Source organism: Desulfurispora sp., assembly GCF_052744395.1.
Genome location: NZ_JBRAJI010000038.1, coordinates 18,910 through 28,560 on the forward strand (window position 1 = coordinate 18,910; position 9,651 = coordinate 28,560).

The 9,651-nt window shown below is 57.0% G+C and carries 9 protein-coding genes; 5 read left to right on the top strand and 4 right to left on the bottom strand.

The window, feature by feature from the left end; translation table 11 throughout:
• The first annotated feature begins 29 nt into the window (after positions 1–29).
• The 3 genes from ACUVTU_RS10295 to ACUVTU_RS10305 are packed head-to-tail and all read left to right on the top strand — an operon-like array spanning position 30 to position 2,339.
• Positions 30–959: an oligopeptide/dipeptide ABC transporter ATP-binding protein gene (locus tag ACUVTU_RS10295; RefSeq protein ID WP_445889880.1), complete on the top strand. Its 930-nt coding sequence runs from the start codon at positions 30–32 to the stop codon at positions 957–959.
• Positions 950–1,759, top strand: a complete 810-nt coding sequence (locus ACUVTU_RS10300) for an ABC transporter ATP-binding protein (RefSeq protein ID WP_445889881.1) — start codon at positions 950–952, stop codon at positions 1,757–1,759. The genes ACUVTU_RS10295 and ACUVTU_RS10300 overlap by 10 nt, the downstream gene beginning before the upstream one ends.
• The gene (locus ACUVTU_RS10305; protein WP_445889882.1) at positions 1,737–2,339 is read left to right on the top strand and encodes a class I SAM-dependent methyltransferase; all 603 of its coding nucleotides are present in this window, start codon (positions 1,737–1,739) and stop codon (positions 2,337–2,339) included. The genes ACUVTU_RS10300 and ACUVTU_RS10305 overlap by 23 nt, the downstream gene beginning before the upstream one ends.
• Here ACUVTU_RS10305 and ACUVTU_RS10310 read toward each other — a convergent pair.
• Positions 2,308–3,882, bottom strand: coding sequence for a long-chain-fatty-acid--CoA ligase (locus ACUVTU_RS10310; RefSeq protein WP_445889883.1), 1,575 nt, complete (start codon positions 3,880–3,882; stop codon positions 2,308–2,310). The two genes, ACUVTU_RS10305 and ACUVTU_RS10310, sit on opposite strands and share 32 nt — an antisense overlap.
• 503 nt (positions 3,883–4,385) lie before the next feature.
• Here ACUVTU_RS10310 and ACUVTU_RS10315 point away from each other — a divergent pair.
• The gene (locus ACUVTU_RS10315) at positions 4,386–5,864 is read left to right on the top strand and encodes a putative sulfate exporter family transporter (protein ID WP_445889884.1); all 1,479 of its coding nucleotides are present in this window, start codon (positions 4,386–4,388) and stop codon (positions 5,862–5,864) included.
• A 15-nt stretch (positions 5,865–5,879) separates the two neighbouring features.
• The gene (locus tag ACUVTU_RS10320) at positions 5,880–6,053 is read left to right on the top strand and encodes a hypothetical protein (protein WP_445889885.1); all 174 of its coding nucleotides are present in this window, start codon (positions 5,880–5,882) and stop codon (positions 6,051–6,053) included.
• Between the two features lie 250 nt (positions 6,054–6,303).
• Here ACUVTU_RS10320 and aroF read toward each other — a convergent pair whose 3' ends face one another.
• The 3 genes from aroF to ACUVTU_RS10335 all read right to left on the bottom strand — a co-directional run bounded on the left by aroF (position 6,304) and on the right by ACUVTU_RS10335 (position 8,912).
• On the bottom strand, positions 6,304–7,146 hold the full coding sequence (gene aroF / locus ACUVTU_RS10325) for a 3-deoxy-7-phosphoheptulonate synthase (RefSeq protein WP_445889886.1): 843 nt from the start codon (positions 7,144–7,146) through the stop codon (positions 6,304–6,306).
• Between the two features lie 5 nt (positions 7,147–7,151).
• Entirely contained in the window at positions 7,152–8,732 is a 1,581-nt protein-coding gene (locus ACUVTU_RS10330; protein WP_445889887.1) for a sodium:solute symporter family protein, read from the bottom strand.
• A 75-nt stretch (positions 8,733–8,807) separates the two neighbouring features.
• On the bottom strand, positions 8,808–8,912 hold the full coding sequence (locus ACUVTU_RS10335) for a symporter small accessory protein (RefSeq protein WP_445889888.1): 105 nt from the start codon (positions 8,910–8,912) through the stop codon (positions 8,808–8,810).
• Positions 8,913–9,651: the final 739 nt, after the last annotated feature.

Below are 9,651 nucleotides of genomic sequence, written 5' to 3' on the forward strand. Positions count from 1 at the left end.
GCCTTCTATCCGAGGGAGTGTTTACACCATTGCTGCAAATCCAAAACCTCACCCTGCAAACAGTTCTGGAAAGAAAATACCCGCTCTGGGATCTTTCCCTGATTATACCTTCTGATCAGGCTCTGGCCGTGGTAGGGGAGTCGGGAGGAGGTAAATCCAGCCTGGCCTGGGCAACGCTGGGCTTTCCCCGTCCAGGCCAGCGGGTCATCAAAGGCCAGGTGCTCTGGCAGCAGGAAAATATGCTCTCCCTGACCGCTGAACAGCGCCGGCAACTTTATTTTCGGCAGATCAGCCTGCTGCCCCAGGAGGCCATGCAGTGCTTTCACCCCACCCGGCGGCTGCGCACCGCGCTGGAGGAACTCTGCCCTTCGGAGAAGCGCGCCCGCTTGCTGGAACGAGCCGCTGACCTGACCGCCGCCCTGCATCTGCCGGCACAGGTCTGGGACAAGTATCCCCACCAGCTTTCGGGAGGCCAGAAGCAGCGCCTGGCCCTGGTGCTGGCCCTGCTGCACCGGCCCCACCTAGTTATTCTGGATGAACCCACCTCCGCCCTGGATGTGCTGGGCCAGCACCAGGTGGAAGAGTTATTGCTCCGCACCAGACGGGAATGGGGCTTAAGTCTGCTCCTTTGCACCCATGACCTGGAAATGGCGGCTCGCCTGACTGATCGCATGGCCGTGCTCTACGCCGGACAGATTGTGGAGTTTTTGTCATCCAGCAGTTTGGCCGCCGCCGCTCACCCCTACACCCGGGCTCTGCTGGCTGCCCTGCCCCGCCCGGGCAGCCCCGGAAGAAACTACACTGGCATACCGGGTCAGGCCCGGGTACTGCAGGCCCCACCGACCGCCTGCAGCTTCGCTCCCCGCTGCCCCCGGGCCACCAGCCGCTGCCAGACCGAAAATCCCCCCCTGCGACCCTTCAAAGCAGGACAGGTGAGGTGTTTTTATCCGTGTACCTGAGAATAACCAATCTGTACAAAAGCTTTGGGCACGGCCGAAAAAAAGAACCAGTGCTGCAGGGGGTGGACCTGCAGCTGGCCGGCGGCGAAGTGGTGGTGCTGGCCGGGCTTTCGGGCGCCGGCAAGAGCACCCTTTTGCACATCATCGCCGGACTGGAAAAAGCCGACCGGGGGGAAATCTCGTTGGGAATGCCCTGCGGCAATTACCCGCCAAATAAACGCTGGAACCCCCTTTCCATTATCTTTCAGGATCCACTGGCCGCCCTTTCCCCCCACCTGACAGTGGAGCAAAGTATTGCCGAACCGCTGCTACTGCAGGGCATCAGGGGCAGCACCTGTAACACCCGGGTCCTTGAGGCGCTAGCAAATGTGCGGCTAACTCCCCCCGAAGAGTACCTCCATCGTTATCCGCACCAGCTTTCCGGCGGCCAGTGCCAGCGGGTAGCCCTGGCCCGGGCCATCATCACCCGCCCGTCCTGGCTTTTGGCCGACGAGCCCACCTCTATGCTGGACGTTTCCACCCGGGCGGAGATCCTGGAACTGCTGCGCGAGCAAGCCAGACGAGGCAGCGGTATTCTGGTAACCATGCACGATCTGGCTGCCGCCTGCTACATGGCCGACCGGCTGCTCATCCTGCACGAAGGCCGGATTGTAGAAGAAGGCAGCCCGCAGCAAATCCTTTCCTCCCCGGCCCATCCCTTCACCCGGCGTCTGGTGCAGCTGGCCAAAGCACCGGCCCGGCAGAATGTTACCAACAACTTTTCAGGAGGAGATGATCATGTCACACCTGCAGTGGTTTAATGAAAAGGCAGCCACCTGGGATAACATTGCCACAGAGCAAACCCGCCAGCGGCTGTACCGGATTGTACAAAGCTTAAATCTAGCCCCCGGCAGCCGCATCCTGGATGTGGCCACCGGCACGGGCATCCTGATTCCCTGGCTGCAGGCCGCCGCCGGCCCCGCCGGCCGGGTAACCGCCATCGACTTTGCCCCACGTATGATTGAAGAAGCGCAAAAAAAGCACCCCAGCGGGGTGCTGCTGTTGGTGGCCGATGTACACAATCTGCCCTTTGCCGACCAGAGCTTTGATGAAGTAATTTGCAACTCGGCTTTTCCCCATTTCACCGACCAGCCCCGGGCTATGCGGGAAATGGCCCGGGTGCTGGCGGCGGGCGGACGGCTGACTATCTGCCACCCAGCCCCCCGGCAGGAACTGAATGAATTTCACCGCCGCCTGGGCGTTGTGGTGGGCAACGATATGCTGCCTGACGCAGCCACCATGCAGAAAATGGCCCGGGCCGCCGGTCTGGTGCAAATCACCATCACCGACGGCCCGGAAATCTACCTATTCACTGCCTTTCGGCCAGCGCCTGTTCCTTGATGGCCCGCTTAAAGATCTTGCCATTGGCCATTTTGGGTAGTTCCTCTTGGAAAATCACCTGACGGGGGCATTTGTATGAGGCCAAGTTTTCCTGACAGAACTTGATCAGCTGGCGGGCTGTCACTTCCTGTGCAGGCTTTAAGACCACAAAGGCTACCGGCACCTCGCCGCGCATCTCATCGGGCAGGCCAATTACCGCCGCCTCGGCCACCGCCGGGTGGCGGTAGAGCACTTCTTCCACTTCCCGCGGGTAAACATTGAAACCACCCACCAGGATCAGGTCTTTTTTGCGGTCCACAATATAGACATAGCCGTCCTCATCCATGGTGCCCAGGTCGCCGGTGTGGAACCAACCGCCCCGCAGCACCTGAGCCGTGGCCTCGGGCTGGTTCAGGTAGCCCTTCATCACATTGCGGCCGCGCACCAGGATCTCGCCCACCTGACCGCGCGGCAGTTCCTGATCATTTTCGTCGGCGATAATCACTTCCACTCCCGGCAGCGGCGGTCCCACCGAACCGATCTTGCGCACGCCGTAATATGGGTTGACATAAGAAATGGGCGAGGTCTCTGTGGGGCCGTTACCTTCCAGGATAGCCACGCCGAATTTGGCCTCCAGGGTGTGGTAAAGCTCTTGCGGCAGCGCCGCCCCACCCGAAACAAACATCTTCAGGGAAGCGAAATCGGCTGTTTCCAGATCGCGCGCCGCCGCCAGGATGGCGGCAAACATGGTGGGCACGGCCGGAAAAATGGTCACCTGGTGCTGGCGGATGGCCTTTACCGCGGCCCGGGGGTCGAATTTATCCATAATCACCACCGAGGCTCCGGTACAGGCCGTAGCCAGAATGCACACGGTTCCCGCAAAAGCGTGAAAAAGGGGCAGTACAGCAATGTAGCGCTCGGTATGATCCACCCCGATAAACGAGGTCACCGCGTGGGCGTCAAAGGTCAGATTGTCGTGGGTGAGCATGGCTCCCTTGGGGGTGCCCGTGGTGCCCGAAGTGTACAGCAGGGCGGCCACATCCTGCTCACCCACCGGCGGGCGACTTAAATCCACCGGCCCGGCCATGAGCATGCGATAGTCCACCACACCCGGCACAGCTTCAGCGAGCCCCATGACTATAATATGTTTCAGGTGAGGTAAGTCGGCCTGCAGTTGCTGGCAGAGGGGAATAAAGGGAGGTACGGTAATCACCGCCCGGGCCTGACAATCGCTGAAGATGTGCCTGAGCTCGGGGCCCTTAAAGAGCGGGTTGACCGGCACCACCACCGCCCCGCAGGTGGCTATGGCCAGATAGGCGATATTGAACTCCATATGGTTGGGCAAAAGCAACACTACAAAATCACCGGGTTTAATGCCCAGGCCCTTTAGACCGCCGGCCAGCAGACCCACCCGGGCAGCATACTGCTGATAATTTATTTCCTGTTCCTGAAAAATGACCGCCGGGCGCTGCGGAAAATTTTCCGCCGCTCTGGTCAACAAATCTCCCACCAACATGTCTGTCGTCAGCCGCAGCACGGGATGGGCTGTTTCAGCCGTAACCACCCGCGCCCCGCTGCTTCCCTCCCCGGTAATTATTATGACACAATGAAATAACTTTCGACGTATTTTGTTGAAATCCCTGCTCAAGAGAGTTTATGCCCGGCATAATAATTTTAACAATTTGAATTCTGCAATTTATTTTGTTGATTATTCATCCGTATATATGTAATATAAAGGTAACAGCAGTCAGCTGCGCGACAAAAACATCTACTACAACCGATATTGTCCTTCATTTTTTGACCACCAGTTCACCAGCCCATTGTATACAACAGTCCGTACCCCGGGCAATAACATTCCTTTCCAGTCCAGCATCAACCCAATCATAAATCCATTTATAAAGACATATTTTTCTTAAGGGCCGATCGTTGACATTTCCGCAAAGCCACTTGCGGCCCCGGCCAATACCGCGGGCCGTTAAGAACTGTCAGGAGGTGGTTCATGCAGCAGAGCAGAAGTAAGAAAAATCCACCCGCAAAAAGCACAATCAATCGAAAGGAGGAAAAACCTTGACCGAGCATGGTGTATCCTATGTGCCCAAACCGGTCCTGAAGGATGAGGACTGGTGGGCGGTCTGGCTGGGGCTGTTTATTTTCGCTCTGGGCCTGGGCCCCATTTACGGTGTGGAGCCACTGGGCTGGGTGGCCAAAGTGGGCACCTGGGTGGACCTGGGCAAAGCCATTGCCCCCATATCCAAGAATTATCATATCAGCGGACCCCTTTCGGCCTTATTGACCTATCTGTTCATGCTGGTGCTGACCACCATCGGCGCTTATTTCATGGGCGCCCGGACCGGTCGCTTTATTGCCGGTTTTACAATCATTTACTGGATCACCATTGTGTGTCTGATTATTGGGGAAAATGCCTATATTGCTGCTACACCGGATAAACTGGCCAAGTTCAAAATCGGCTGGTCCCTGGGTCTGGGGGAAATGGGCTTTGTTTTTGCCATGATTGTAGGTCTCATTATTGGTAACTTTTTTACAGGATTTGCACAATTCCTTTACGAAGCAGCCAAACCGGAATGGTTTATCAAAACCGGTATTGTTATTATGGGTATGGCTATTGGTATTAAAACCGTGTCCGCCCTGGGCCTGGCCACCACCGTAATTGTGCGGGGCCTGTGCGCCGTGGTGGAGGCTTATCTCATTTACTGGCCGGTGGTTTATTTTGTGGCCCGCCGCTTCTTCAAGTTTACTCCCGAGTGGGCCGCCCCCCTGGCCTCGGGCATATCCATCTGCGGTGTTTCGGCCGCCATTGCCACCGGCGCGGCCATCCGTTCCCGCCCGGTCATCCCGGTTATCCTGGCGGCAGTAATTATTGTTTTTGTGGCTATCGAGCTTTTATTCCTGCCCTTTGTGGCTGCCGCCTTCCTCTATCACGATCCCCTGGTGGCTGGCGCCTGGATGGGCCTGGCGGTGAAAAGTGACGGCGGAGCCATTGCCAGCGGTACGGTTACCGAATCCCTGATCCTGGCCAAAGCTATCAAAACACTGGGAATTAAATGGCAGGAAGGCTGGATTTTAATGGCCACCACCACCACCAAGATGTTTATTGACATCTTCATTGGGGTGTGGGCTTTCATTCTGGCGATTATCTGGTCCATGTACAAGATTGGCAAAAATGGCACCGGTGGACAGCTGGACAGCAAGGTTTCCGCAGCGGAAATCTGGCACCGCTTCCCCAAATTTGTCATTGGCTTCACCCTTACCTTCTTCGTGCTGCTGATCCTGGGTCTTAATGACAAGAGTATTGTCAAGGCGGCCACAGAAGGCTCCAACCATGCCAACGCCCTGCGCACTTTGTTCTTTGCCCTGTGCTTCTTCTCCATCGGCCTGGTTACCAATGTGCGCAAGCTCTGGCAGGAGGGCATGGGCCGCATCGTGGGCGTCTATGCGGTCTGCCTGTTCGGTTTCATCCTCTGGGTGGGTCTGTTTATCTCCTGGCTGTTCTACCACGGCGTTTTCCCGCCCGTCATCAGCGGTTAAAGGAGGGCTGGCACTATGGCGGAAATCAAATATCAGCAAAATGAGCAGGTCAACCTGGCCGCCCAGACTCTGCCCGAGGAAGAGGAATGGTTTGATCTTCTCCCCATAGAGAAAAAGCTAATTTCTTATTCCCTGGGTCTGGGCATCATACTGCTGGTGATCTTCATTGTAACTTTCAAAGTAATGTAAGCATCTATGCGTGCACATTAACCGCTGTGAGATAATATGAGCGGGGGCAACCTCAGGAAGGTGCCCCCGCTATTTTTGTTCACAGACCAGCCCACCAGTTGTGTTCCCGATATACATCCTGTACGTTTTTTAGCCGGTCCTTTTCCCGGCGAAACTTTTCTTTCATTTCCACTAGCCAGTGGCCAAAGTGTTCCTCCATTTGCTCACGACTGAAGCAGTAGTATCCAGAGATGATAAATCTTTATCCCGGCTACTGTCCGGCTATTGAACGCCCCACCGCCCTGGCCACATGCTGCAGCTGCCCCATGAGTACGGAGAATTGCTCCGGGGTGAGCGATTGCTGTCCGTCACAAAGGGCCCTTTCCGGACAGGGGTGCACTTCAATCAGCAGCCCATCCGCTCCGGCGGCCACGGCCGCCCGGGCCATGGCCGGCACATAGGTGCACCGCCCCACGGCGTGGCTGGGATCAACGATCACCGGTAGATGGGTCATTTGTTTGACCACGGCCACCGAAGCCAGATCTAGCGTGTTGCGCAGGATGGGATCAAAACCCCTGATGCCCCTTTCACAAAGGATTACCTGACTGTTACCGGCAGCCAGGATATATTCGGCCGCCAGCAGCCATTCCTCAATGGTCGCCGACTGCCCTCTCTTGAGCAGCACCGGCTTACTGGCACCGGCCACCTCGCGCAGCAGGGTGTAGTTCTGCATATTGCGCGTTCCAATCTGCAAAATATCCGCATAATTCGCTACCAGCGCCACCTGACGGGGATCCATCACTTCGGTGATTACCGGCAAGCCGGTGATGGCCCGCGCTTCGGCCAGCATTAACAGCCCATCTACTCCCAGACCCTGAAAGCTGTAAGGGGAAGTGCGGGGCTTGAAGGCTCCACCCCGCAGTACGGCCGCACCGGCATTTTTCACCGCCTGCGCCGCAGCCAACATTTGCTCCCGTTCTTCTACCGCACAGGGACCGGCCATCACCACAATCTCCCGACCACCGATGGTTATACCTCCCACCCTGACCAGCGTATCTTTACCCCCATCCTGCCGGCAGTACAATTTCTGGGAGGCATTTACCGCATGTTCCACCAGGTTCAACCCCTTTCTTCCAGACCAATATTGTTCTGTTCCGGCACCACCGGCGCTGCTTCCCCCAGACCCACCAGCACCAGCACCAGTGTGGAGAGGGGCAGGGCCACCACCAGGGGATCGATTACCGTCCAGGGAAAGCCCAGCAGTGACGGCCGACCGGTAACCATTTGCACCAAACCTACAGCTGCTGCCTCTTTGGCGTGCACCAGGAGCATCCAGCCCACGCTGCCGGCAAACCCGGCCAGCATGCTGGCCAGAGCCGCCCTTTTACTCACCCGGGGCCAGAACAGGGCTGCCGTGTAGGCGGGCAGAAAGGTGGCAGCACAGATGCCGAAGAAAATGGCTGTGGCCACAGCAATAATGCTCACAGGCAACACCAGCGCCAGCCAGACAGCCAGCAAAAGGGCCACCAGACTGCCCAAACGGCTGGCAGTTAGCGAGGAACGGCGGGCCAGATCGTAGCTGAGGGCCGAGCCCAGCGTGTGCAGTTGACCGCTCAAGGTGGACATGGCCGCCGAGAGCAGCGTCAGCATAAAGAGCATGCCAAACCAGCCCGGCATGGCCTGTTTGATAAACAAAGGGATGATGCTATCAATGTTGGGTTTACCGGTAGCGGGATCTACCACCATGGCCACAGCAATTTTACCGAAGTGCTGGTAGAAATAGACGTTGGACAGCGCCCCCACAGTAAAAGCCACACCGGTCATGGCCAGCAGAAATACGCCGCCCGCAGCCAGACCGCGGTTTAAATCCCGGGCGCTGCGCACGGTGAGAAAGCGCACGGCCAGCTGGGGCTGGGCCAGCACGCCGATACCCACCCCCAGCACCAGAGTGGATACCACCACCCACCAGTACTCCGAACCCATGACCGGCATACTGGCAAATCCGGTGTGCCCCTTGGCCTGCCAGACCCCGGGCACCAGGCTGCTTAAAGAGGCCAGCCCCCGCAGGGCTTCCCCGAAGCCCCCCAGCTGCTGCAGGCTGAGTCCCAACAGCAGCACCATGCCTACAAACATGAGCAGGGCCTGGAAGGCATCATTATATATGACCCCTTTCAACCCGCCGCTGTACACATAGGCCGCTACTACCAGCGCAAAAATGCCCAGGGCGGTAGCATAGGGCATATTCAGCGTTTTTTCAATAAAGCGTGCTCCACCAATCAACACCGCTGCGGTGTACAAAGGCATGCCCAGGGCAATTACCAGAGCAGCAAAGCGGCGTATGAACCCACTACCATAACGCTGTCCCAAAAATTCGGGAAAGGTCTGTACATTCATCTCTTTACCCAGCTGCAGGGTGCGCTTGCCATAAATCAGAAAAGCTATAATCACACCGGCAAAAATGTTCAAAAAGGTCAGCCAGAGCAGGCTCATTCCATACATGGCCGCCGCACCGCCAAAGCCCACAATGGCCGAGGTGCTGATAAAGGTAGCCCCGTAAGCCAGGGCCATGATCAGGGGATGGGTCTGACCGCCGGCTAGCAAATAATCCCGGCTGTTCCTGGTCTGCCGGTAGCCCAGGTATCCCAGACCGGCGGTGATCACCAAATACAATGCCAGTACTGCACTCATGCTCGCACTCATCTTCCAAATCCTCCTCATCTTTGTTAGGGCCGCTTCGCCACATCTTTCGGGGCAACAACCCCACCCGTCCGCTGCTCACTTTTCACTGTGCCAGTTCTGCCAGCCATACACCAGACAAAACAGGGCGCTGCCCAGGCTCAAGGCCAGCGCAGCCAGCACACCGCCATCCATAGCTCCCATCCCCATCACCTCCTGTTTTTCGTTAGCAAAATAAAAACATCCCGCCCCCATGGAATAAGGGACGGGATGCTATCAAACAACCCGCGGTACCACCCTTGTTGGCCGGAAAAACCCGGCCCGCTCCTGTCCAGGGTACGGGAGAAATCCCCGCGCTTCGCTCTGCCATAGCGCTACGCAAAGCGGGCTGTGCCGAACGGTTCCCCGCGCCAAAATAAAAAGCTTTTCATCCCCATGGGACGAAAAGCTTTGCTTTCCGCGGTACCACCCACATTGGCCCATTCCAGGCCCGCTTGTTACGGCAGAGTACGGGAGAACAGTTCTCCGATACCCCCTTCCTTTTAACGGTGGAAGTTTCCGGCCGCACCTACTGGCTGTGGAAAGGTCCTTTGCGGCCATTCCACGCGTTCAGCCCGGCAACTCGGGAGGGAACTTCAGCCTGTCATGCCTTGAAGGGGCTCCCAGTCCACGACCCCTTCTCCCTGGAAGGCTGGGGCAAACCTACTTTCCTCCGTCACAGTCTTTAGCGCATTTGCTCTTATTTACTGCATCATAGCATTAGAGCAGACCGCTGTCAAGAGCGATCTCATTTCTATTTTCAGGGGGACATTTCCTTGCTACCACCTACTGAAATTATACACGGCCTCTGTTTTCAGATCACCATTGCCACCACCGGCTACTGGCTGTATTACCTGAATCCGTGAAATAAATTTTTAAAAACCCTTGATATTCTGCGATATTT